Source organism: Pseudomonas sp. LF-5, from assembly GCF_037626295.1.
Lineage (GTDB): Bacteria > Pseudomonadota > Gammaproteobacteria > Pseudomonadales > Pseudomonadaceae > Aquipseudomonas > Aquipseudomonas monsensis.
On the sequence record NZ_JARKMT010000014.1, the window covers coordinates 34,534 to 58,276 of the forward strand.

General features: G+C 59.0%; 21 protein-coding genes and 1 riboswitch. Of the genes, 13 read left to right on the forward strand and 8 right to left on the reverse strand.

All coding sequences use genetic code 11. The features are described from left to right. The first annotated feature begins 111 nt into the window (after positions 1-111). Genes PseuLF5_RS26280 through PseuLF5_RS26290 form a run of 3 tightly spaced genes read left to right on the forward strand, consistent with a single transcriptional unit; the run spans position 112 to position 1,224 of the window. Complete coding sequence (locus PseuLF5_RS26280; RefSeq protein ID WP_123463087.1) at positions 112-294, forward strand: CPXCG motif-containing cysteine-rich protein; 183 nt, start codon at positions 112-114, stop codon at positions 292-294. Positions 295-303: 9 nt separating this feature from the next. Then, positions 304-564, forward strand: coding sequence for a putative signal transducing protein (locus tag PseuLF5_RS26285; protein WP_025109321.1), 261 nt, complete (start codon positions 304-306; stop codon positions 562-564). Positions 565-600: 36 nt separating this feature from the next. After that, on the forward strand, positions 601-1,224 hold the full coding sequence (locus PseuLF5_RS26290; RefSeq protein ID WP_123463089.1) for an SOS response-associated peptidase: 624 nt from the start codon (positions 601-603) through the stop codon (positions 1,222-1,224). A 206-nt stretch (positions 1,225-1,430) separates the two neighbouring features. On the opposite strand, the gene PseuLF5_RS26295 is transcribed toward PseuLF5_RS26290, so the two are convergent. After that, the gene (locus PseuLF5_RS26295; protein WP_322375598.1) at positions 1,431-3,572 is read right to left on the reverse strand and encodes a methyl-accepting chemotaxis protein; all 2,142 of its coding nucleotides are present in this window, start codon (positions 3,570-3,572) and stop codon (positions 1,431-1,433) included. Positions 3,573-3,835: 263 nt separating this feature from the next. On the opposite strand from PseuLF5_RS26295, the gene PseuLF5_RS26300 reads away from it, so the two are divergent. Next, the gene (locus PseuLF5_RS26300) at positions 3,836-4,654 is read left to right on the forward strand and encodes a M48 family metallopeptidase (RefSeq protein WP_027612207.1); all 819 of its coding nucleotides are present in this window, start codon (positions 3,836-3,838) and stop codon (positions 4,652-4,654) included. 162 nt (positions 4,655-4,816) lie between these two features. On the opposite strand, the gene PseuLF5_RS26305 is transcribed toward PseuLF5_RS26300, so the two are convergent. The 3 genes from PseuLF5_RS26305 to PseuLF5_RS26315 all read right to left on the reverse strand — a co-directional run bounded on the left by PseuLF5_RS26305 (position 4,817) and on the right by PseuLF5_RS26315 (position 7,661). Continuing rightward, on the reverse strand, positions 4,817-5,401 hold the full coding sequence (locus tag PseuLF5_RS26305) for a TMEM165/GDT1 family protein (protein WP_077574495.1): 585 nt from the start codon (positions 5,399-5,401) through the stop codon (positions 4,817-4,819). An 87-nt stretch (positions 5,402-5,488) separates the two neighbouring features. Beyond that, positions 5,489-5,613, reverse strand: a riboswitch (yybP-ykoY riboswitch). A 50-nt stretch (positions 5,614-5,663) separates the two neighbouring features. After that, on the reverse strand, positions 5,664-6,662 hold the full coding sequence (locus tag PseuLF5_RS26310) for a class I SAM-dependent methyltransferase (protein WP_123463094.1): 999 nt from the start codon (positions 6,660-6,662) through the stop codon (positions 5,664-5,666). Between the two features lie 33 nt (positions 6,663-6,695). Next, positions 6,696-7,661: a 2-hydroxyacid dehydrogenase gene (locus PseuLF5_RS26315; protein WP_123463096.1), complete on the reverse strand. Its 966-nt coding sequence runs from the start codon at positions 7,659-7,661 to the stop codon at positions 6,696-6,698. A 304-nt stretch (positions 7,662-7,965) separates the two neighbouring features. On the opposite strand from PseuLF5_RS26315, the gene PseuLF5_RS26320 reads away from it, so the two are divergent. Continuing rightward, complete coding sequence (locus tag PseuLF5_RS26320) at positions 7,966-8,595, forward strand: LysE family translocator (protein ID WP_166221232.1); 630 nt, start codon at positions 7,966-7,968, stop codon at positions 8,593-8,595. Between the two features lie 48 nt (positions 8,596-8,643). Here PseuLF5_RS26320 and PseuLF5_RS26325 read toward each other — a convergent pair whose 3' ends face one another. Continuing rightward, positions 8,644-9,408, reverse strand: coding sequence for an AraC family transcriptional regulator (locus tag PseuLF5_RS26325; protein ID WP_340134999.1), 765 nt, complete (start codon positions 9,406-9,408; stop codon positions 8,644-8,646). Between the two features lie 85 nt (positions 9,409-9,493). Here PseuLF5_RS26325 and PseuLF5_RS26330 point away from each other — a divergent pair, with 85 nt between their 5' ends. From PseuLF5_RS26330 to PseuLF5_RS26350, 5 genes are all read left to right on the forward strand, one after another. Next, positions 9,494-10,678 carry an MFS transporter gene (locus PseuLF5_RS26330; RefSeq protein WP_340135000.1) on the forward strand — a complete coding sequence of 395 codons (1,185 nt, stop codon included), beginning with the start codon at positions 9,494-9,496 and terminating at the stop codon, positions 10,676-10,678. Between the two features lie 146 nt (positions 10,679-10,824). Continuing rightward, entirely contained in the window at positions 10,825-12,507 is a 1,683-nt protein-coding gene (locus PseuLF5_RS26335; RefSeq protein ID WP_340135001.1) for a fatty acid--CoA ligase, read from the forward strand. 337 nt (positions 12,508-12,844) lie between these two features. After that, positions 12,845-14,734 carry a DUF1302 domain-containing protein gene (locus PseuLF5_RS26340; protein WP_340135002.1) on the forward strand — a complete coding sequence of 630 codons (1,890 nt, stop codon included), beginning with the start codon at positions 12,845-12,847 and terminating at the stop codon, positions 14,732-14,734. Positions 14,735-14,762: 28 nt separating this feature from the next. Continuing rightward, the gene (locus PseuLF5_RS26345; RefSeq protein ID WP_123463107.1) at positions 14,763-16,127 is read left to right on the forward strand and encodes a DUF1329 domain-containing protein; all 1,365 of its coding nucleotides are present in this window, start codon (positions 14,763-14,765) and stop codon (positions 16,125-16,127) included. A 212-nt stretch (positions 16,128-16,339) separates the two neighbouring features. Next, complete coding sequence (locus PseuLF5_RS26350) at positions 16,340-19,072, forward strand: LuxR C-terminal-related transcriptional regulator (RefSeq protein ID WP_340135003.1); 2,733 nt, start codon at positions 16,340-16,342, stop codon at positions 19,070-19,072. Between the two features lie 66 nt (positions 19,073-19,138). Here the strand turns inward: PseuLF5_RS26350 and PseuLF5_RS26355 are convergent, their stop codons facing one another. Further along, a complete protein-coding gene (locus PseuLF5_RS26355; protein WP_340135004.1) occupies positions 19,139-19,714 on the reverse strand; it encodes a hypothetical protein in 576 nt (191 codons plus the stop codon). Positions 19,715-20,026: 312 nt separating this feature from the next. Continuing rightward, positions 20,027-20,524, reverse strand: a complete 498-nt coding sequence (locus tag PseuLF5_RS26360) for a hypothetical protein (protein ID WP_340135005.1) — start codon at positions 20,522-20,524, stop codon at positions 20,027-20,029. A gap of 328 nt (positions 20,525-20,852) precedes the next feature. Here PseuLF5_RS26360 and PseuLF5_RS26365 point away from each other — a divergent pair, with 328 nt between their 5' ends. Together PseuLF5_RS26365 and PseuLF5_RS26370 are read left to right on the forward strand one after the other, a co-directional pair. Beyond that, a complete protein-coding gene (locus tag PseuLF5_RS26365; protein ID WP_128614465.1) occupies positions 20,853-21,503 on the forward strand; it encodes an MBL fold metallo-hydrolase in 651 nt (216 codons plus the stop codon). A 116-nt stretch (positions 21,504-21,619) separates the two neighbouring features. After that, on the forward strand, positions 21,620-22,357 hold the full coding sequence (locus PseuLF5_RS26370; protein WP_222834320.1) for an OmpA family protein: 738 nt from the start codon (positions 21,620-21,622) through the stop codon (positions 22,355-22,357). Positions 22,358-22,517: 160 nt separating this feature from the next. Here the strand turns inward: PseuLF5_RS26370 and PseuLF5_RS26375 are convergent, their stop codons facing one another. Continuing rightward, positions 22,518-22,952, reverse strand: coding sequence for a YhcB family protein (locus PseuLF5_RS26375; RefSeq protein WP_064392879.1), 435 nt, complete (start codon positions 22,950-22,952; stop codon positions 22,518-22,520). Between the two features lie 144 nt (positions 22,953-23,096). Here PseuLF5_RS26375 and PseuLF5_RS26380 point away from each other — a divergent pair, with 144 nt between their 5' ends. Then, positions 23,097-23,726: an alpha/beta hydrolase gene (locus tag PseuLF5_RS26380; protein WP_336348153.1), complete on the forward strand. Its 630-nt coding sequence runs from the start codon at positions 23,097-23,099 to the stop codon at positions 23,724-23,726. The last annotated feature ends 17 nt before the right edge of the window (positions 23,727-23,743 follow it).

Genomic DNA, 23,743 nt, shown 5'->3' on the forward strand with positions numbered 1-23,743 from the left:
GTAAAGGTTTTGATCGAAAACCCGCGAGGCACGGTCTGAAAAAGTAGCCAGACAAAAATAGCCCTGCAAATAGACCGGCGATTATACGCACAAGTCACCTGGGAGACCGCGATGCTGGAAAGCGCACTGTATGAATGTCCGTATTGTGGGGAAGAGGTTGAGACGACATTGGACCTGTCCGGTGGCGACCAGATCTACATCGAGGACTGTCAGGTGTGTTGTCGACCGATCAAGTTTGTCTTGCAGGTGCACGACGGGGATTGGTTTCTGGAAGTGTTCAGCGAAAACGAGTGAGGGGCGCCCATGCAGCGAATCTACGAGCCGGAAAACCTGATGGAAGGCGAGATGCTCAAGGGCATGCTCGCCAGCGAAGGCATCGAGGCGCATCTGGTGGGCCGCGATTTGCTCGGCGGCACGGGGGAGTTGCCGATTTTCGGTCTGCTGGGGCTGTCGGTCGATAACGATCAGGCCGAATACGCCCGCGAGCTGATCACCGCGTACAATGCCGCGCTGCCGCTGCCCGGCGATGAACCGGAGAGCTTCCCCGGGACGCTGGTCTGTTAGGCTGACGTTCGTTTTCTTTCTGAGTCGTGTTGCCCCATGTGTGGACGTTATGCCCTGTTTCGCTGGAACCGCGATTTCGCGGCCCTGCCCGGTTTTCCCGCCGATCAGCAGGCGCAGTGGAACATTTCTCCCAATGATTCGGTGTTGATGCTGCGGGCCGAAGCCGATGGCCAGCGCACGCTGGCCCGCGCCCGTTGGGGGCTGACACCGCCGTGGCTGACCGACTTGTCGAAAACCCCGGCGCACGCCCGTGCGGAAACCGTGGCCGAACAACCGATGTTTCGTGAAGCCCTGCGCCAGCGCCGTTGCCTGCTGCCGGCCAACGGCTTCTATGAATGGCGCGGGACCCAGCGCAAACGGCCGTTCTGGCTGACGCCGGGGGAGGGTTCGTCACTGTTTTTCGCGGCGATCTGGGAGGCGTATCCGGTGCAGGAGCAGGTCTGGTTGAGCACGGCAGTGATTACGCAGCCGGCCTCGAGTCAGCGCCGGCCGTTGATTCTCGATGAGGCCGGGCAGGCGGCGTGGCTCGATCCCGAGACGCCTTTGCATGTGTTGCAAGGGTTGCTGGCCAGCGAACCGGCGGCGTTGCGCGAGCGGGTGCTGGCGAATCTGATCAATGATCCCAAGCTCAACGGGCCGGAGTGTCTGACCCCGGGCTGAAGCCTGCAGATCAAAAGCCCCTCACCCTAACCCTCTCCCGGAGGGAGAGGGGACTGACCGAGGTGTCTTGCCCTAACCATCGACCTGAGAAATCGAGTCGATTATGGATTCAAGGCAAAACGTTCAGGTCGGCGTATTCCTTAAGCATCCCCCAATCAGTCCCCTCTCCCTTTGGGAGAGGGTTAGGGTGAGGGCCTTTTGGCTTTTCAGACCTTGAACTGATTGATCAACCGCCGCTGCTGCTCCGCCAGTTTGGTCAAATCCGCGCTCGCCGAACTCGACTCATCCGCACCGCCCGCCACTTCATTCGCCACCTGACCGATATTGATCACGTTACGGTTGATGTCATCGGCCACCGCGCTCTGTTCTTCCGCCGCGCTGGCAATCTGCGTATTCATGTCGTTGATCACCGACACCGCCTGGGTGATCGTCTCCAGCGCCTCGGCGGCTTTTGCCGCGTGCTGCACACTTTCGTCGGTGCGGTTCTGGCTGTCTTCCATGACCCGTACCACATCGCGGGTGCCCTGTTGCAATTGCTGGATCATGGTCTGGATTTCTTCGGTGGCTTTCTGGGTCTTCTGCGCCAGATTGCGTACTTCGTCCGCCACCACGGCAAAGCCGCGACCCTGCTCGCCGGCACGCGCCGCTTCGATGGCGGCGTTCAGCGCCAACAGGTTGGTCTGTTCGGCGATGCCGCGAATGGCGGTGAGGATCGCATTGATGTTCTCGCTGTCCTTGGCCAAGTTCTGCACCACGTCCACCGCTTTACCGATTTCCAGCGCCAGTACGCCAATCGAATTGGACGTGTCGCGCACGATCTGCATGCCCTGACTGGCTGCCTGATCCGCATGGCTGGCGGCTTGTGCGGCCTGAGTGGCATTGCGCGCGACGTCTTGCGCAGTGGCGGTCATTTCCTGCACCGCCGTGGCGACCTGATCGATCTCGGCCATTTGTTTCTGGATGCCGATGTTGGTGCGAATCGCGATATCAGCCGTGTGTTCCGAGGAATCGCTGACGCTCTGCACTGACGTCACCACCTGAGTGATCATCGCCTGCAACTTGGCGAGGAAGGTGTTGAAGCCCTTGGCGATCGAACCCAGTTCATCGCTGCGATCACTGCTCAAACGACGGGTCAGATCGCCTTCGCCCTGGGCGATGTCATTGAGCATCGCAACCATTTGTTTCAGCGGTCGGGCGATGCCGTGGCCGACCAGCCAGATCACCAGCAGGCCGAGGCCGGCGATGATCAGGCCGACCATGGCCATGCCGAAGGTGTCGGATTTGCGCTGGGCCTCCAGATCGCCCTGCAGTTTTTGCAGGTCGGCCATCACCGCGTTGAGCGGTAATTGCAGCATCAATGTCCAGCGTGCGTCGGTCTGGCCGATGCCGAAGGGCAGGTACAGTTCGATGCGGCCCTTGTCCTTGTTCACCGAATAGGTGACTTCGCCGCGCTTGAGACTGGCCATGCTGGCGATCTGTTCGGCGTCGAGAATGTCGCTGACCTTCTCACCGAATTTGCTTGGGTCCTTGGTGTAGGCAACGATCCGGCCATTGCCGCCGATCAGGGCCATTTGTCCGGCGCCACTGTAGAGTTTCTGGTTGGCGCCCAGAAGCATTTCCTGAATGAAGTTCACCGACAGGTCAGCGCCAACGATGCCCTGGAACGCGCCGTTGAGCATGATCGGTTCAATGAACGAGGCGAGCATGACGATCTTGTCGCCGACTTTGTACGGCGCCGGATCGATCACGCAGGATTTCTTGGTTTCTTTCGAGCACAGGTAGTACTCGCTGGCGCGCACGCCGGTGGACAGGGTTTTCTGGTCGTCGACGTCCACCAGTTTGTCCAGGCCGAGGGTGCCGTCATCGTTGCGGAACCACCACGGCAGGAAACGTCCGTTGGCCGCGTCGATCCCTACCACGCTGGTGCCGACATAGGCCGCGTCATTGTGGTCGAGGGCGTTTTTCTCCCAGCCGATGTAGGTGCCGAGAATTTTCGGGTTCTTTTCAACGTTCTCTTTGATCAGGCTGATCAGTTGTTCGCGGCTGACGGTCAGACGTGGCTGGCCGTCGGCACCTGGTGTGCCGAGCAGGGCGTTGACCCGCACCAGGCCGCCGGCAATCAACAGTGGCGCTTCGAGTTCACGCTGGATCTGGCTGACCTGAGTCTGCGCCAGCGAGGTCAGGCGCTGTTCGATGACCTGCTCGAACTGGGTCTGGGTGCGCTGTTGCACCATCTCTTGCGTGCGGGCGCCGGAGAACAGCGCATACAGCACCAGCGCAACGACCACGCTGAGCACGATGGCGCCGGCCAGGGCGGCGACGGAAAACTGGATCGACTTGAACTTCATGGGAGCTCCGCACGCAAGAGGACGTCTGCGCTGTTGTATCGGCAGCCGGCATCGGGCCATGAGTGCGAGCAGGTGCAATTGAAAGCCGATGTCGCAAATGGATCAGTGCGCGACGCAGTTGCACGGGACTTGGCGGTCGCTGTGAATTTTTTACGACAGCGCTGGTGGGAAACATCTGAAAGTCGCTGCAACACGTCCGTTGTATCTGGCGTCGATACAATTACCCGCCTAGGATACGCGGCAGGTTTTCAGGGAGCTTTTGAATGAACAAGACATTGGTTGTAAGTGCACTGAGCGCAGCGCTGTTGCTGGCCGGTTGTCAGTCGGTCAACACCACCAGCGGCGGCGCCGTGGGTGTGGAGCGCAAGCAGTACATGTTCAGCATGCTGTCCTCGCAAGAGGTCGACCAGATGTATGCCCAGTCGTATCAGAAGACCGTCGGCGAGGCGTCCAGCAAAGGTGTGCTCGACAAGACCAGCCCGGAGGCCAAACGGGTGCAGGCGATTGCCAACCGCCTGATCGCCCAGGCGCCGAACTTCCGTCCGGATGCGGCGCAGTGGCAGTGGGAAGTCAATCTGATCAAGAGCGATGAGCTCAACGCCAACTGTGGGCCGGGCGGCAAGATCATTTTCTACACCGGGCTGATCGACAGCCTGAAACTGACCGACGATGAAATCGCCGCGGTCATGGGCCATGAAATCGCCCACGCCTTGCGCGAGCACGGTCGTGAAGCGATGTCCAAGGCCTATGGCATTGAAATGGCCAAGCAAGGCGCGGGTGCACTGCTCGGTCTTGGTCAGGACAGCCTGGCGCTGGCCGACACCGTGGCCAACTACGGCATGACCCTGCCCAACAGCCGCGCCAACGAAAACGAAGCCGACCTGATCGGTCTCGAGCTGGCCGCCCGCGCCGGGTACAACCCGAACGCGGCGATCACCCTGTGGAACAAGATGAGCAAGGCCTCGGAAGGCGCACCGCCGGAGTTCATGAGCACGCACCCGGCGTCGTCCAGCCGGATCGCCTCGTTGCAGGCGGCGATTCCGAAGGTCATGCCGCTGTACGAAAAAGCCCCGAAATCCTGATGGATTTTCAGGGCTGCTGATGGCCCCTTCGCAAGCAAGCTCGCTCCCATAGGGTTTGCGGTGATCACAGACAGTGTGAACTCACTGCAACTTGTGGGAGCTAGCTTGTCTGCGGGCGGCGTTCCGACGAAGAACGATGACTCGGTCTATCGGCTTATGCCGTCAAACCCAGCCACTGCTCTGCATCGCCTTGTACACCGCCACGATTGCCAGAATCATGAATGCCGAGGCCGCGAGGCGACGGATCAAGGTCAGCGGCAATTTGTCCGCAGCGAAGTTACCCGCCAATACCACTGGCACGTTGGCAATCAACATGCCCGCCGTAGTACCGATAATCACCAGCCACAGTTCCGGATATTGCGCGGCGAGCATCACCGTCGCGACCTGAGTCTTGTCGCCCATTTCGGCGAGGAAAAACGCAATCAGCGTGGTCAGAAACGGCCCGAACTTGCGTGCGGTGCTGGTTTCATCGTCATCCATTTTGTCCGGAACCAGCGTCCACAGCGCGGTGGCCGTAAAGCTTGCGGCGAGAATCCAGTGCAGCGTCGCATTCGAGAAGAAGCTGCCAAACCAGGCACCTACCGCACCGGCTGCCGCGTGGTTGGCCAGGGTCGCGGCGACAATACCGGCAATGATCGGCCAGGGTTTGCGAAAGCGAGCGGCGAGAATCAGTGCGAGCAGTTGCGTCTTGTCGCCGATTTCGGCCAAGGCAACGATTGCGGTGGGAACGAGTAACGAGTCCAGCATCAGGATTTCCTAAGGGGCGGGTCGACACGGCTATGACACGTACAGCCTTCCCGCCCCGGGTAAGGTGTGCGTGTCATAGGTCTTGTCAAACCCTGCGAACCGTCTGGTGCGGTCGCTTGGGTCGCATGCGCCATGATCTGAGGATCAAGTATGTTGACGCATGCCGGACGAGCTTGGCGCTCGTGGGAGACTACTCCCCTAGGACGGAGCGGATTCTGCCTAGGCAAATCCGATAGAGCAAGCCTCTTTTTGAAAAGAAGTTTCAGCCGCGCTTGGCCCGGTAAATCCGGAAACCATTGCCTTCGGCCTTGATCGCACACACGCCGAGATGCTCTTCGATCAGTGGCTGATACTTCAGGAAGCTGTTAGCAACTAGCCGCAGTTCGCCGCCGTTTTTCAGATGCTTCGCCGCTTTTCGCAGCAAGTTCTCCGTGGCGAAATAATCCGTGTGCACGCCGACATGGAACGGCGGATTGCTCAGGATCGCGTTCAAACCCATCGGCGCAGCGTCGATGCCGTCGCCAGTGATCACCTCGGCTTCCAGACCATTGGCCGCCAAGGTGAGGCGACTGCTTGCGGCGGCGAAGGCATCGACATCCAGCAGCGTGACCTGATTGTGTGGGTAACGACGCTTGACCGCCGCGCCCAGTACACCGGCACCACAACCGAAATCGAGCAGATGTCCGCTCGGCAGTTTGTCCAGGTGTTCCAGCAGCAAGGCGCTGCCGCGATCCAGTCGGCCGTGGCTGAACACCCCCGGCAGGCTGATGACTTTCAGCGGGCCTTCGGCCAGTGGCAGCTCGTAAGTCTGGGCCAGGCTTTCCAGGGATTTGGCTTCAGGCGCGTTGGCCACGGTGACTTGCCACAGTTGGCAGTGTCGCGCGCTGTCGAGTTTGCGCGGCTTGCCAAACGGGTTGAGTTGCTTGGACGCACCCTCGATGCCACTGCGTTTTTCGCCAACCAGAAACACCTCGCGCCCGGCCAGACGCGAGGCCACGGCGTTTAGGATGTAATCGGTCAGGTCTTTGGACTTGGGCAAAAACACCACGGCGCTGTCGAACTCACGCTGAGGAATCTCCACGCCAAAGTGGCTGCGACCCTCGAAACGCGCGTCGAGTGCGGCTTGATCGCCCGCGTGCCAGCACCAGCCAAACGCATCGGGCAGGCGCCCGAGCAAATCGTCGGCGGGCAAACCGGCGAGCAACAGCGAACCCTGGAATAACTCGGCCTGACGAAGCAGTACTTCACTGCGCGGATCCATAACTGCTCCTCGAAAAAAAAGTGCCGCAGTTTATCAACTGACAACCCGCAGCGCCTTACCGCTGAAGAACGCCTGAGCGTTTTCGGTCAATTGACCCACGATGCGCTGCCGCGCTTCGCGGCTGCCCCAGGCATTGTGCGGGGTGACGATCAGGCGCGGGATGTCGGCGGCCAGCAACGGATTGCCGTTGACCGGTGGCTCGACACTCAATACGTCGGTGGCCGCACCGCCCAGATGACCGTTGCGCAAGGCATCGGCCAGGGCTTGTTCATCGACCAGCCCGCCACGGGCAGTGTTGACCACGAAGGCGCCGGGTTTCATCGACGCCAGTTCGCGGGCACCGATGAAGTGGCGGGTGTGTTCGTTGAGCGGGCAATGCAGGGTCAGGGCATCAATCTGTGGCAGCAATTCGTTCAGGGGCAAGCGATCCGGTCGGGCAGGGCGCCCCGGAATCTGCCCGAGCAGTACGCGCATGCCAAAGGCCTCAGCCAGTCGCGCGACGGCGCCGCCGAGTTCGCCGTGACCGAGCAGGCCGAGGGTTTTGCCTTCCAGTTCGACGATCGGGTAGTCCAACAGGCAGAACTGTTTCGCTTGCTGCCAGCGACCGGCGGCAACGGCTTTCTGGTAATCGGCCAGGCGCGTGGCGAGGTTGAGCAGCAGCATGATGGTGTGCTGCGCCACGGATGGCGTGCCGTAACCCTGACAGTTGCACACCGTGATGCCGTGGTCGCGGGCCGCGTCCAGGTCGACGTTATTGGTGCCGGTGGCGGTGATCAGGATCAGCTGCAGATCCGGGCTGGCGGCCATCGCAGCGGCGTCGATGCGGATTTTGTTGGTGATCGCTACCGTGGCGCCGTGCAGGCGCTCGCTGACTTGTTCGGGCAAGGTCTGGGCGAACAGTTGCAAGTCACTGAAGCAGGCATGCAAAGGGCCAAGGTCGAGATCGCCGAGATCCAGTGAAGGGTGATCAAGGAATACGGCGCGGCGCGGGTTCGTCATCAACTGTACCTTTTGTGCTTGGAACGGAAGGCGTAATCTGCCGAGCCTACCAGATGAAACAATTGGTTACTCAGAGCACAAAAGTCTGATGCGATGCATCGCAATGTGGATAACGCTGTGGCGAGGGGATTTATCCCCGTAGGCGCGCGAAGCGCGCTCTGAAACTGGTAATCGTGTTTAAACAGTGACAGCGCATGCACTGAATTTACGACTGCTGCGCAGCCGAACGGGGATAAATCCCCTTGCCACAGGTTCGAGTTCGCCGCGCATTTATTTTTCACCAAGCTGCCCCAGAGGAGCCCCCATGTACTGGACCGAGTTCTTGACCGTTGCATTGATCCACCTGCTGGCCGTGGCCAGCCCCGGCCCGGACTTTGCCGTGGTGGTGCGCGAGAGCGTGACCCACGGGCGCCGCGCCGGCACCTGGACCGCGCTCGGTGTGGGCACGGCGATTTTCCTCCACGTCGGTTATTCGCTGCTGGGCATCGGCCTGATCGTGTCGCAATCGATCATGCTGTTCAACGCGCTGAAGTGGGCGGCGGCGGCTTATCTGCTGTATATCGGCTTCAAGGCGTTGCGCGCGCAACCGGCGAAAACCGTGACCGATGATCTGCACAAGGAAGCCGGCGTGCGCACAGCCCGAGGTGCGTTCACTTCGGGCTTCGTCACCAACGGCCTGAACCCGAAAGCGACGCTGTTCTTCCTGTCGCTGTTCACCGTGGTGATCAACCCGCACACCCCGCTGGCGGTGCAGGCCGGTTACGGGATTTACCTGGCAGTCGCGACTGCGATCTGGTTCTGCCTGGTGGCGATGCTGTTCAGCCAGCAACGCGTACGCGCTGGTTTCGCCCGCATGGGCCATTGGTTTGACCGCACCATGGGGGCGGTGCTGATCGCGCTCGGCGTCAAGATCGCCTTCACCGAAATGCACTGATCGCACACCCCACGATTCAATACTGTGGGAGCGGGTTGTTTGCGATTTCTAAGCGAGTTCGCTGAGTTTGCTCAGGGTATTCAGATACTCGCGGGGATTTTCCCCAAGCAAACGGCAAAACATCGCACTGAACGCCCGCGCGCTGCCGTAACCCAAGTCCCGCGCCACACGCTGCACGCTGTCCCCGGCGAGCAGGCGTGGCAGGGCTTCCATCAGGCGCAGTTGCTGGCGCCAGGCGTTGAAACTCATCTGCAACTGCTGCTGAAACAGCCGTGCCAACGTGCGTGAGCTGGCGCCGACCTGCTGCGCCCAGTCTTCCAGCGTATTGGGATGGTCGGGGCTATGCAGCAGCGCCAGACAGATGTTTTGCAGACGCCGGTCAGTCGGCATCGGAATGTGCAGGGGCAGGTTTTCCAGGCTGGCGAGTTCTTCCAGCATCAACTGTTGAATCAGTGGATTGTCGGCATGCGGCGGCCCTTGCACCGCGCGCAGAATCAATTCGCGCAGTAACGGCGTCACCGCCAGTACGCAGCAATGTTGCAGGCTGGCGGGCGACAGTTCTGGCGCGATGAACAGCGAACGCATCTGCACATCGCCGCTCATGAAAATCTCGTGCGCGACCTCGGGCGGAATCCACACCGCGCGACTCGGCGGAATCACCCACGCGCCCGATGCCGTGACCACACGCATGATCCCGCTGGCCGCATACAACAACTGCGCCTCGCGGTGCAGATGCAGCGGTTGGTGCGCGCCGTCCAGATAATCCCGGGGGTAAGCGCTCACCGGGCCGTGTTTGAAGTGGCTGATCAACATGTCTGATTCAATGACTTGGTAGGCAGAAATGTGCTTTCCGGCCAACTTAGCATAAGCGGCTCATTACTACGTAAAGCGTGCTGCCATGAATCAATCGACCAATGTCATCCGTTACATCAACGCCGCCCATGTGATCGATCACATGTTCATGCTGATTTTTCCCGCCGCCGTGCTCGGCATGACGCAGGCCTTCGGTCTCGACTACGCCACGCTGATCGGCTTGTCACTGGGCGGTTTCATTGCCTTCGGCGCCTGTTCGCTACCCGCCGGTTGGCTGGGTGATCGCTGGAGTCGGCGGCAGATGATGCTGGTGTTTTTCTTCGGCATCGGTGCCTCGGCTATTTTTACCGGCCTGAGTAACAGCCCGACGATGCTGGTGATCGGCCTGACCCTGATCGGTATTTTCGCCGCGATTTATCACCCGGTCGGTACGGCGATGCTGGTCGCTTACGCGCAGAACCGTGGCCGCGAAATCGGCATCAATGGCATGTGGGGCAATCTTGGCGTGGCGTTTTCGGCGCTGGTCACCGGGCTGCTGGTGACGCAATTTGGCTGGCGCTCGGCGTTTCTGTTACCCGGCGCGGTGGCCGTTGTGCTGGGTTTTGGTTTTGCCTGGCAGGTGCGTGAAGAACCGATTCCGAAACGTCCGCACACGCCTCTCAAAGGCGCCGCCGGACAGCGTATTTCGATGGTCATGGTTTTTGGTGTGCTGGCGCTGGCCACAGCCACCGGCGGCGTGGTGTTCAACGCCACCACCATGACTTATCCGAAACTGTTCCAGGAGCGTTTGCAGGAGCTGTTCGCCTCACCGCAAACCCTTGGCGTGGTGGTCAGTCTGGCCTATGCCTTTGGTGCGGTGGCGCAGTTGAGCATTGGCCGGGTGTTGCACCGGCTCAGCCTGAAGTGGCCGTTTGTCGTGCTGACGGTGTGCCAGGCGCCGCTGCTGTTTGCGCTGGCTTATGCCGATGGCTGGGCGGTGATCGCACTCGGTGCGGCGTTCATGTTCGTGGTGTTCGGTCAGGTCACGGTGAACGATGCGATGGTCGCGAACTTCGTCGCCCCGCAGTGGCAATCGCGGGTGTTTGCCCTGCGTTACTGTTTATCGTTCGGTGCCAGTGCGACGGCGATTCCGCTGATTTCCTATGTCGAACCGCGCCATGGTTTTGTAGGCCTTTACTTGATTCTCGCGGGTTTCGGCGCACTGACCTTCCTCGGGGCAATGGTTTTCCCGCGGACGCCTTCTGAAGAGGCTGTAGGACAAACGGCCTGATAGCTGACGAAAACCGGCAAATGCTGGCGCAAAGCTAGCATTTGTACGGTTCTGCAAATCATTCCTTTGGCTGATTTGGCTGGCGTATAAGGGTTCTAGAGTACCAAGCTCTACGCCAACACCGTGCAGCCAGAAAAGGGATTCATATGTTGCAGACTCGCGTCATTCCCCCGGCCGATGGGGCCTACCAGTATCCATTGCTGATCAAGCGGCTGCTGATGTCCGGCGCCCGTTACGAGAAAACCCGCGAGATCATCTACCGTGACCAGTTGCGCTACAGCTATCCGACCCTGATAGAACGTGTGGCGCGCCTGGCCAACGTGCTGACGGCCGCCGGTGTGAAGGCCGGTGACACGGTGGCGGTGATGGACTGGGACAGCCATCGTTACCTGGAATGCATGTTTGCCATTCCGATGATCGGCGCGGTGATCCACACCATCAACGTGCGTCTGTCGCCGGAACAGATCCTCTACACCATGAACCACGCCGAGGACCGCTTCGTGCTGGTCAACAGCGAGTTCGTCGGGCTGTATCAGGCCATCGCGCCGCACCTGACCACGGTCAAGAAAACCCTGTTGCTGACCGATCTGCCGGAAAAAACCGCCGAGCTGCCGAATCTGGTCGGCGAGTACGAACAGTTGCTGGCCGCCGCGAGTGCGCAGTACGACTTTCAGGACTTCGACGAAAATTCGGTCGCCACCACGTTCTACACCACGGGCACCACCGGCAACCCGAAGGGCGTCTACTTCACCCATCGGCAACTGGTGCTGCACACCATGGGCGTGTCGACCATCATGGGCGCGATCGACAGCGTGCGCCTGCTCGGCACCAACGACGTGTACATGCCGATCACGCCGATGTTCCACGTGCACGCCTGGGGGCTGCCGTACGTCGCGACCATGCTCGGCCTCAAGCAGGTTTATCCGGGGCGTTACGACCCGGAATTCCTGGTCGAGCTGTGGCGCAAGGAAAAGGTCACGTTCTCTCATTGCGTGCCGACCATCCTGCAAATGCTGCTCAACGCCAAAGGCGCGCAAGACGCCGACTTCGGCGGCTGGAAGATCGTCATCGGTGGCAGCGCGCTCAACCGCACGCTGTATGAAACCGCCAAGGCGCGCGGCATCCAGCTGACCGCCGCGTATGGCATGTCCGAGACCGGGCCGCTGGTGTCCTGTGCCCACCTCAATGATGAACTGATGGCCGGCACCGAAGACGAGCGCACCACCTACCGGATCAAGGCCGGCGTGCCGGGGCCGCTGGTCGAGGCGGCGATCGTTGACGCAGAGGGCAACTTCCTGCCCGCCGACGGCGAAACCCAGGGCGAACTGGTGCTGCGTGCGCCGTGGCTGACCGAAGGTTATTTCAACGAGCCGCAGAAGGGCGCCGAGCTCTGGGCCGGCGGCTGGCTGCACACCGGCGATGTGGCCACGCTCGACAGCATGGGCGTGATCGACATCCGCGACCGCATCAAGGACGTGATCAAGACCGGCGGCGAATGGATCTCTTCGCTGGACCTCGAAGACCTGATCAGTCGTCACGCGGGGGTACGCGAAGTAGCAGTGGTGGGCATTGCCGATCCGCAGTGGGGCGAGCGCCCGTTTGCCTTGCTGGTGATCCGTGAAGGGCACGTGATCGGGGCGCGCGAGCTCAAGGAACACCTCAAGCCGTTCGTGGAACTGGGGCACCTGAGCAAGTGGGCGATTCCGAGTCAGATTGCCCTTGTTACCGAAATTCCCAAGACCAGCGTCGGCAAGCTCGACAAGAAGCGCATCCGCCTCGACATCACCGAATGGCAGGCCAACAACAGCACCTTCCTCTCGACACTTTGAGTGTCTGCTGGCGCGCCGAAAACGGCGCGCCAGACCCACCAAGCAAGCGCTTGGCTTGTGAAATCGAAAAAATCAGCCATCCTTGCCGTGCCGACATGCGTCGGCCTGGCGAAAGGACTGTTCCAGAGTGGTTGGCAGCTGCAAATCACACTTTAGAGGGATCAAGCAGTACCACCTGCTGGCTATAGTCCGCTCAAGGATTTTTAAGAACGGGGCACACGCACAAAACGGGGCGATGCATTTTTGGAGTGATTTCGGGTTGTCTCTGGCACCCGGTCCTTCAGGCGTTTTTAAAAGTACTCACTGCCATAACAATAATGCACATGGAGTAGCGTCGATGACCTCAGTAAACCAGTTCTGGCGCCGGGCGAAACTGCCTCTGGCGGTCAGTCTTGCCTCCTCGCTCGCCGGGCCCGCATTCGGCGTCAGTTTCAACGTCGGTGAAATCGAAGGCCAGTTCGACTCATCCCTGTCGATCGGTGCCAGTTGGTCTACCCAGAGCCCGAACAAGAACCTCATCGGCGTCAACAACGGCGGCCACGGCCTGTCGCAAACGTCCGATGACGGTCACGCCAACTTCAAGAGCGGTGAAACCTTTTCGAAAATCTTCAAGGGCATTCATGACCTTGAACTGAAGTACGGCGACACTGGCGTGTTTGTCCGTGGCAAATACTGGTACGACTTCGAACTCAAGGACGAAAGCCGCGAGTTCAAGGACATCAGCGATTCGGGCCGTAAAGAGGGCGCCAAGTCGTCCGGCGGGCAGATCCTCGACGCCTTCGTCTACCACAACTACGCGATCGCCGATCAGCCAGGTTCCGTGCGTCTGGGCAAGCAGGTGGTGAGCTGGGGTGAAAGTACCTTCATCGGTGGCGGCATCAACTCGATCAACCCGATCGACGTTTCCGCGTTCCGTCGTCCGGGCGCCGAGATCAAGGAAGGCCTGATCCCGGTCAACATGTTCTACGTGTCCCAGAGCCTGACCGAAAACCTTTCGGCCGAAGCGTTCTATCAGCTGGAATGGGACCAGACCGTCGTCGATAACTGCGGCACGTTCTTCTCGCAGCCAGACATCGTTGCCGACGGGTGCAACGACAACCTGCGCGTGCTGAACAAGCGTTCGCAAATTCCGGCCATCGCCCTGGGGCCGTTGGCGGCCAACGGTGTCAACGTCAACGAAGAAGGCGTTCTGGTGCGCCGTGGTCCAGACCGCGATGCCCGTGACAGCGGCCAGTGGGGCGCGTCCTTCAAGTACATGTACGAACCGCTGGACACCGAGTTCGGCGCCTACTTCATGAACTACCACAGCCGTGCGCCGATCTTCAGCGCCACCGGTGCTCCGCAATCGGTCTACAACGCCGCGCGCGCGCTGCCGAGGCCGTTTGCGGCACTTGCGCCATTGCTGGTCGCGGGCAACTCGAATTACTTCATTGAGTACCCTGAAGACATTCGCCTCTACGGTCTGAGCTTCTCCACCACCCTGCCTACCGGTACCGCGTGGAGCGGTGAGATCAGCTACCGTCCGAACGCGCCGGTACAACTGAACTCCACCGACATCCTGTTCGCCGGTGTGCGTCCGATCGGCGGGTCACTGACCAACGCTTCGATCCTCAATGGCGTACCGGGTCAGGATCTGCACGGTTACGAGCGCAAGGAAATCACCCAGATCCAGACCACGTTCACGCACTTCTTCGATCAGGTCATGGGCGCCAGCCGTCTGACCCTCGTCGGCGAAGTCGGCGCGACCTACGTCGGCGGGCTGGAAAGCCGTTCCGACAAGCGCTATGGCCGCGATCCGGTGTACGGCCCGGGTGAGTTGCCGGCCACTGGCGGTGTGAATACCTGCGCCAATATTCTCAACGCCAGCACCATCAATGGTGCCGGGCCGGGTTCACCGCAGAACAACCGCAGCCGCAATTGCGACAACGACGGCTTCACCACCTCGATGTCGTGGGGCTACCGCGGTCGCGCCATCTGGGAATACAACGACGTCTTCGCCGGTGTGAACCTCAAGCCGAACGTGGCCTGGTCCCACGACGTCAGCGGTTACTCGCCAGGCCCTGGCGGCAACTTCGAGGAAGGTCGCAAGGCGGTCAGCCTGGGCGTCGACGCCGAGTACCAGAACACCTACACCGCAAGCCTGGCTTACACCAACTTCTTTGACGGCAAGTACACCACCGTGGATGACCGTGACTTCGTTGCGCTCAGCTTTGGCGTGAACTTCTAAGCACTGCATTTTCAGGACGAACGAATTTATGAAAATAACAAAGAGTCTGTTCCACGCCGGTGTTCTGGGCCTGTCATTGCTGGCGACCGGCGTCATGGCGGCGGTGCCTGCCGCCGAAGCCGACAAGCTGGGCAAGAGCCTGACCCCGATGGGCGCCGAAATGGCCGGCAACGCCGACGGTTCGATCCCGGCCTGGAAGCCGCTGCCGAAGAACGCTGGCAGCGTCGACAGCAAAGGTTTCCTGTCCAACCCGTACGCCAGTGAACAGCCGCTGTTCACCATCACTGCCAAAGACGTCGACAAGTACAAGGACAAGCTTGCACCGGGCCAGTACGCGATGTTCAAGCGTTATCCTGACACCTTCAAAATGCCGGTCTATCCGTCCCATCGCGGTGCGACCGTGCCGGATGAAGTGTTTGCCTCGATCAAGAAGAACGCCACCAACACCAATCTGGTGTCCGGCGGCAACGGTCTGGAAAACTTCGAAACGGCGGTGCCGTTCCCGATTCCGAAAAGCGGCGTGGAAGTCATCTGGAACCACATCACCCGCTATCGCGGCGGCAGCGTGACCCGTCTGGTGACCCAGGCCACGCCGCAGCCGAACGGCTCGTTCAGCCTGGTGTACTTCCAGGACCAGTTCGTGTTCCGCGACAAGATGAAGGACTACGACCCGAAAAATCCGGGCAACATTCTGTTCTACTTCAAGCAGAAAGTGACTGCGCCGGCGCGTCTGGCCGGTGGTGTGCTGCTGGTGCACGAGACCCTCGACCAGGTGAAAGAGCCACGTTCGGCGTGGGTCTACAACGCCGGTCAGCGTCGTGTGCGCCGTGCGCCACAAGTGTCCTATGACGGTCCGGGTACTGCCGCCGACGGTCTGCGTACCTCCGACAACCTCGACATGTACAACGGTGCACCGGATCGCTACGACTGGAAGCTTGAAGGCAAGAAAGAGATGTACATCGCCTCCGACAGCTACAAGCTCGACGATCCGAAGCTGAAATACACCGACATCATCAAGGCCGGTCACATCAACCAGGATCTGGCGCGTTACGAGCTGCGCCGCGTCTGGCACGTGGTTGCAACCCTGAAAGAAGGTCAGCGTCACATCTACGCCAAGCGTGACTTCTACATCGACGAGGACACCTGGCAGGCTGCCGTGATCGACCACTACGACGGTCGCGGTCAGCTGTGGCGCGTAGCTGAAGCGCATGCCGAGAACTACTACGACAAGCAAGTGCCGTGGTATGCCCTGGAGACCCTCTACGACCTGCAATCGGGCCGTTACCTGGCGCTGGGCATGAAGAACGAAGAGAAGCAGGCGTATGACTTCGGCTTCACCGCCACCACCAGCGATTTCACCCCGGCCGCGCTGCGTCAGGACGGTGTTCGCTAAACCGTTGTAAAAACCGAGGCCGCATCCTCGTGGAACGCCCCGACCGGTTCGGGGCGTTTTTTTTGCTTTTGCAGGCGTTGCCGGAAGACGTGTGCAGGGGCGTGTAGTCTTTTTGTAGCCATTTGTAGCAGTAACCTTCATAACCGGTTCGTTTAAGGCTAGTCTGCGGACATCTGCAACGCCGCCAACAGCAATTCGAACAAGAGCCGGCCATGACTGATCTGTCCCCGCTTCCGGGTCCCGCAAGTGTTGCCGTCACGGCATTGGACGGGCGTTTTTTTCGCCCGCCGTTGCCGGACGGCTACGTGTTGCGACCACGCCTTTGCGAGCGCCTGCAAGCCGGGCTCGGTGGACGGCTGTTGCTGGTCAGTGCCCCCGCCGGGTTCGGCAAGAGTTCACTGGCGATAGAGTTCTGTCAGAGCTTGCCGGAGCATTGGCAAAGTCTGTGGCTGGGTTTGAGCCCGCGTGACAGCGATCCCGGACGCTTTCTCGAACGTCTGCTCGAAGGCTTGCAGGACTACTTCCCACAATTGGGTAGCCGCGCACTCGGCCTGTTGAAAATGCGCCAACGCCATCAACCCTTTGCCTTCGAGGAATGGCTCGACGGCATGCTCGATGAGTTGGCGCTGCACCTCGACCCTGCGACGCCACTGTTACTGGTACTCGACGATTACCATCTCGCCCAAGGGCCGGTGCTCGACCGCTGCCTGCAATTTTTCCTCAATCATCTGCCGGATGGCTTGCTGGTCATGGTCACCAGCCGCCAGCGCCCGGACTGGCATCTGGCGCGCTTGCGGCTGTCGCGCCAACTGCTTGAACTCAATGAGCAGGATCTGCGCCTGACCCACGACGAAGCCTTGTCTCTGCTTGATCGACACAGCACGTCACTGCGCGGCGAGGCGCTGGAGAACCTGATCCAGCGCAGCGAGGGCTGGGTCGCCGGGTTGCGTTTCTGGCTCCTGGCAGCGTCCGAAGCCGGCAGCGAGGCGGCGTTGCCGCAAGCGCTGAACGGCGGGGAAGGGCTGATCCGTGATTACCTGCTTGAAGAAGTGATTGATTGCCTGCCGCCCGAAGTACAGGCGTTTCTCTACGACACGGCGCCGCAGGAACGCTTCTGCAGCGAACTCTGCGACGCCGTGCGCGAAGCCCATGACAGCGGCGAGATCCTGCGCTTTCTGCTGGCGCACCAGGTGTTTCTGGTGCCGCTGGACGAACACGGCCACTGGTATCGCTATCACCATCTGTTTTCCGATCTGTTGCGCAGTCGGCCATTCGCTCAGGCACTGGTGCCGACCGCCACTCTGCACTTGCGCGCCTGTCGCTGGTTCAACGCACAGGGCTTGCTCGACGAGGCCGTGGAGCAAGCGTTGCGTGCCGGCCATCTCGACGTGGCGGCGAATCTGGTGCAGAACCTGTCCGAGGAGCAATTGCTGGCCGAGCAAAACGTCGGCATGTTGCTGCGCTGGAAAATGGACTTGCCCGACAGCCTGCTGATCAGCACCCCGCGCCTGATCGTGCTGTACAGTTGGGCGCTGGGGCTGGCGTGTCAGCTCGATGCTGCCGAGGAACTTGCCAGCCATTTGAGTCGTTTCCTGCCGGCACCTTCGGCCACCGCGCAAAAGTCGATGCTGGCGCAATGGCTGGCGCTGAGCGGGATCATCGCCCGGGGGCGCGGACATCGAGAACTGACGATCCGATATTGCACCGAGGCTTTGGAGAGCTTGCCAGCCAAGCGCTACGGCCAGCGGTTGATGTGCCTGTCGACATTGTCCAACCTCGCGATTGCCGACGGCGACCTGTGGCGCGCCCGAGGCTTGAATCGTGAATCCCTCGAACTGGCGCAACGCGTCGGCAATCCCTTGTTCGAGGCGCTGGCGCATTACGACCGTGCCCGCGTCCTGCAATCGCGTGGCGAGATTCTGCGCGCACTGGATGAAGTGCATCAGGGCCTGGAGCGCTTGCGTGGCCTGTCGCCGCAACGCTTGTATGCGGTGCGCGCACGGTTGACGTTGTACGAAGGCTTCCTGCTGGCGATGCGCTTGCAGCCTCAGGCCGCACGCGTGCGATTACTGGCCGGTATCGGTGAGGCACGAGCCTGCCGCGACATCAGTGTGTTGATCGGGCACTGCGTGATCGCCAGGCTGGACGGTGCGACTGGCGAGTTCGCCAAGGCCTTCGCCGAACTGGCCGAAGCCGAGCGTCTGATGCACATCTGGGATGTGCCGCCGATTTACTATCTGGCGATGATCACCCTGGTCAAATGCGAATTGTGGCTGGCGCAGGGGCGCACCGATCTGGCCGAGGCCTGGCTGGCGCGACTCGGGCAAACCTATACCGGTGAGCGTGCGGCGGCGCCGCCGGAGTTTCATCCGCAATTGCCGTTGCATGTCGAACTGCAGCAGGCACTGCTCGACATGATTCAAGGGCAACCGATGCTCGCCGAAGGACGCTTGAACGTGCTGCATGAAAACGGCCAGCAGACCGGGCGGCAATTGCTCAGTGTGATGGCGTTGACGCAGAAGGTCGCATTGCTGTTGGCAGGCGCGCGCGAGCCGGAAGCGCGCAGGGCGTTGGGCCAGGCGCTGGAAGCCGCAGCCGGAGGCGTGCTGCAGCCATTCGATGCCTTGATCGCGGGACATGTGGGTTGGTTACGTAGCCAACTGCAGGCTTCACCGTTGCTGACAGGACAACAACTACTTGAACACTTCCCGCCAGTAGCGTCTCGCCCAGTGTTGGATTGCGGAGTGGCCGAACAACTCAGTAGCCGCGAATTGGCGGTACTGCGCCTGATCGCCCAAGGCTGTTCGAATCAGGAGATCAGCGAGCAGTTGTTCATCTCTCTGCATACGGTGAAAACCCATGCCAGCCATATCAACAGCAAATTGGGGGTCGAGCGGCGCACACAGGCGGTGGCGCGGGCGAAGGAGCTGGGATTGTTAATGTGAAAAGTTAGCCATAGGGTATTTCGCTATGGCTACCCTCATTTTGACTATTTCAGTCTATTAGCAACGTCATGAAATTAAGTCTCGCTTTGGAATATTCTGAAATGAAGTCGGTCGCGTCGGGAAAGTTGTCCGATAGGAATTTTGCGCAGCGAGGGAAGTTTCAAACTCAAAGAGTGTGTTGACGCCAGTGGGAACTTCCTGGATGCCATCAGGATATTTTTCTCTCTTGAACGTGAGATAGTAATCCATGTACCCACCAGCTCCCGGGTTCAGAGTTGGGTTGTAGTCATCTTTAGGGAAGATGAACGAAAAATTTTCACCTTTTTTTAGGGGGAGCCTTTTATGGTCGGAGACCAAATACAAGGAGACCTCTTCGATTTTTAGTTTTACCGGGAAGGTACCCTTGTTGGTTAGGAAACAGTTGATGTGCCAAGTCCAGGTGTCATTTTTTTCGCTAGTGCATTTGGTGTCTACATTTGTTGAAAGGTTTGAAATTATTCTTTGAACTTCAATGGCTGTCTTTTTTTCTTCAATGGCGATTTTTGGTTTTTCTACGAGCTGATAGGTGATTGCGAACTGCAGCAATGCACCTATAATGACTCCCGCCAGTCCCGAGGCTATTGAAACAGAGTGTTCTTTCATGGTGTGCCCGTTGTGTTTTTTAGAGCGATAGTGGTGATGTGGGGTGATGGCTATAAAATGTACTTTTTGATAGAGGAAAAATCTAGGCTGTTATTTTTAATTGTTGCAATAATGCTGCTCAAGCAGTAGAGAACAAAATCAACCTCTTCGGAGGTTATTTCTGTTCCAGTGCAGGCGTGGGCAATTTTGTTGCGTAAGTTTTAGTTTTTTTTAATTCTTCCGTTAAGTTTTCCCATACAGAAATCTTCTTGAGGTCTTCAATTTCAATCATGCATGCTTCTTTTGTTGCAATTCTGATTTTTTTGTCGATGCTTAAATGTTCAAGTGCATGGTAGAGTTCTGGGTGTAAGCCTTTTTATAATAGTCAAGCTCTAGTGTTGTGAATGCTTCTAGTTCGGTGAAATAAGTGAAGAAGCTTAGTTTTACATCGCCGCGCTTTTCCAAAAGGAATGCTTCGCATGCCAGGGTTTTGTAAAGATCTAATTTTTTATAAGTGTTAGGTCTGAAGCCGGATATCAGCAGCCTGGCAATCGGGTTGTTGGCGGAGGCGTGGATTATGTCGCCGAATATTCCACCTTCTAATGTTGGTTTCTGATTCTTATGGTCGATTTCAAGTATCTCTAATCGGAGCGGCTCGCTGTCATTTGATCCCAGGTTTTTCTCGAGTTCGTCTTCATCGAAATTCGCGCCGTAGTCTGAAAGTTCTATGTTAGCGATTAATTCGAAATAAACTTCCAGGTAAAGTGATTCTTTTGTCGTGTAATGTTTGTCTTCGGATTTTTTGAATGGTGTAGAGGTGTCAAGTGTCAAGTGTCAAGTGTTCAGTTTTTGTCCGGGAACTCACTTTTGGAATCCGTGATTTTCTCAATTGCACGGAGTTGTTCATTTTTTAGTTTGTGTTTCAATGTTTTCAATTGTCTATTCCTTTAGAGTTTGTTGTCGTGGTCGGCAGGCAGATATTCTACAGGCGGGCGACAGTTTGAGAAACTCCAGCAATGCTGAAGATGCGACTGTTTGCCATCACACTTCATTACCATGGCGCTTAGATGAATATGGTTGTTGATGTCGTTTTTTATCTTGGTTAAAATACTTTAGAACTTTTCACGCAAATCGAAAAAAGGGTTTAGCTCGATCATAAATGTCTACGAATAAACATGATTACTTACTGATCCGCGAAACCTTTCCCGTCGGCCCGCTCCAGTGCAACTGCACCATCATCGGCGACCCGATCACGAAAAAAGCCATCGTCGTCGATCCGGGTGGCAATCCCGATCTGATCATGGCGCGTCTCGACGCTTTGGGTTTGAAGGTGGTCAGCATCATTCACACCCACGCGCATCTCGATCACTTCCTCGCTTCCGGGCAGATGAAAGAAAAAACCGGTGCGACCCTGCATCTGCATAAAGACGATCAGTTCCTCTGGGACAACCTGGAGATGCAATGCCAGATGTTTGGTGTGCCTTACACCCCGGTGCCATCACCGGACCGCTGGCTGAGCGATGACGAAGAGCTGGCGTGCGGCTGCGGCGTGGCGCTGCACACGCCGGGGCATACGCCAGGTTCCATGAGCTTTTGGTTTTCCGAGGCTAAGCTGTTGATTGCCGGCGACACGCTGTTTCGTCGCGGGGTAGGGCGCACTGATTTATGGGGCGGCGATCAGGCCACCATCGTGCGTTCGATCAAGCAGCGGCTGTACACCCTCGACGAAGACGCAATCGTCGTTGCCGGACATGGTCCGGACACGCGTCTCGGGGACGAAATGCGGGAAAACCCGTTCGTGCGTGCCTAAACATTTTGTCATGAGTGTGTGGCGGAATTTTTCGGCATTGTCATGATCCAACGCCCGCACAGGTCTATTGCCTAGGGCCGCTGCCACACAGAATGCGAAAAAACCAGGAGCTCTTCATGTTCACCACGCCTCGTTTGATTATTGTTGCTACCGCTGTGGCCATGTTGGCCGGCTGCGCCTCGCCCAACCCGTATGACAATCAGGGCCAGGCCGACGGTGGCTCGCAAGGCATGAGCAAAACCGCCAAATACGGTGGCCTCGGCGCGCTGGCCGGTGCACTGGCCGGTGCCGCCATCGACCACAACAACCGTGGCAAGGGGGCCTTGATTGGTGCCGCAGTGGTGGGGGCGTCGGCAGCCGGTTACGGTTATTACGCCGACCAGCAAGAGAAAAAACTGCGTGCGAGCATGGCCAACACTGGGGTTGAAGTGCAGCGTCAGGGCGATCAGATCAAGCTGATCATGCCGGGCAACATCACGTTTGCCACCGATTCGGCGAACATCGCGTCGAGCTTCTATCAGCCGTTGAACAACCTGGCCAACTCGCTGAAAGAGTTCAGCCAGAACCAGATCGAAATCGTTGGCTACACCGACAGTACCGGCAGCCGTCAGCACAACATGGACCTGTCCCAGCGGCGTGCGCAGAGCGTGGCCACCTACCTGACCTCGCAAGGTGTCAGCGGTGCCAACCTGTCGGCCCGTGGCGCCGGTCCGGATAACCCGATTGCCAGCAACGGTGACGTCAATGGCCGGGCGCAGAACCGCCGCGTTGAAGTCAACCTGAAGGCGATTCCGGGTCAGCAGTACGGTGGTCAGCAGCAACAGCAGCCGGGTACGGTTCAGCAGTATCCGTAAGCGATTGCCTGAATGAAGAAATGCCCGGTCCTTTGATCGGGCATTTTTGTGTGTGGCCTGCTCGCGATGGCGATCAAATCGGCACCACAAAACCATCAGGCACAAAAAAGCCCCCGGACAACGGAATTGTCCGGGGGCTTTTTGTTGCGCGCGAAGCTGATTACTTCTTCAGACCATAGTGCTCATCGAGCATGCCCGGCGAGTTCGGGGTCTTCGGTGCGTAGTCGCGTGGCGGCTCCTGATCGCGCGGTGGCGTCAGGCGTTCGCGCGGTGCCTGTGCGGCATCGGCGTGCAGGGCGGCGATCAGGCGCTGGCGGGTCTGCTCGTCCAGGGCCAGACGATTGGCGCCCTCGGCGAGATGATCCTGCACTTCCTGATAGCTCTGGGTCAGCTTCTTGACCAGCATCGCGGTGCTGTTGAAGTGGGTGACCACCTCGTTTTGATAACTGTCGAAGCGCTCCTGGATATCATCCAGTTGACGCTGCGTGCGGCTCGGTGCGGCGTTCGGCGCAACGCGCGCGATCAGGAATCCAATGGCGACACCCACAACCAGGGCAAGAGTCGGTAACAACCAAACTAAGAGCGAGTGTTCCACGAGTCCTTCCTCTATAAACGGCTTTGCTTTACGTTAACGGCTCGAACCTGCGCTGTATACCGCGATTCACTCGCAATAGATTGGCACAGACAATTTGCTAGACGAGTCGACCCGATTCGAGGTCACGGAGTTCCTTCCTTGCTGATGCGTGAAACCCCTGTAGTGATTGACGGCCCGGTGGGCCAACTTGAGTCTCTGTACCTGGATAACGAGCAGCCAATCGGCATCGCGTTGATCTGTCATCCGAACCCGGTACAGGGCGGTACCATGCTCAACAAGGTCGTGTCGACCCTGCAGCGCACCGCGCGCGACGCCGGCCTGATTACCTTGCGCTTCAACTATCGCGGCGTTGGTGCCAGCGAAGGTTCCCATGACATGGGCAGCGGTGAAGTCGACGATGCTCAGGCTGCAGCCGCATGGCTGCGGGAAAAACACCCGGATCTGCCACTGACCCTGTTCGGTTTCTCCTTCGGCGGATTTGTTGCAGCAAGTCTCGGCGGTCGTCTTGAGGCCGAGGGCGTGCCGCTCAAGCAGCTGTTCATGGTGGCGCCGGCGGTCATGCGCCTGGGCGATCAGGATCAACTGCCGCAGCACGGCGAGCTGACCGTGATCCTGCCGGAAACCGACGAAGTGATCGATCCGCAACTGGTCTACGACTGGTCGGAAAAACTCCAGCGCCCCCATGAGCTGCTGAAAGTGGCAGAATGCGGACACTTTTTTCATGGCAAGCTGACCGATCTCAAGGATCTGATCCTGCCGCGTCTTTCGAATTGATTGCAGTCTGACAAGCG